Origin of the sequence: Pseudomonas peli, from assembly GCF_050563605.1 — a bacterium.
Lineage (GTDB): Bacteria > Pseudomonadota > Gammaproteobacteria > Pseudomonadales > Pseudomonadaceae > Aquipseudomonas > Aquipseudomonas peli_A.
In genome coordinates this window covers 1-229 of record NZ_JBNXUH010000295.1, presented here as the reverse complement: position 1 = coordinate 229, position 229 = coordinate 1, and the positions used below count along the sequence as shown (strand labels likewise).

The window sequence follows — 229 nt, the reverse complement described above, 5'->3', positions numbered from 1 at the left end:
GCTTGTGCATCCTCTCGGCGGACTCCCCTCTTCCTTCGCATCCGGTTGGCTGTGTGCCTTAGGGTTTTTTCTCTTCTCAGGCCGGGCTGATGGAGGTKCTGCTCGATCCCGAATTCGCCAGCAATCAGCAGCTTTACCTGAGCTACGCCTACGGCACCGCCCAGGCCAACAACTGTCTCTTATACACATCTCGAGCCCACGAGACGAACTGAGCGATCTCGTATGCCGT

The 229-nt window shown here is 57.5% G+C and carries 1 pseudogene; it reads left to right on the top strand.

Annotated features, from left to right (window positions below):
• Positions 1-83 precede the first annotated feature (83 nt).
• Positions 84-212: pseudogene (locus ACQ4LH_RS21800) on the top strand (hypothetical protein); the annotation flags it as partial.
• Positions 213-229: the final 17 nt, after the last annotated feature.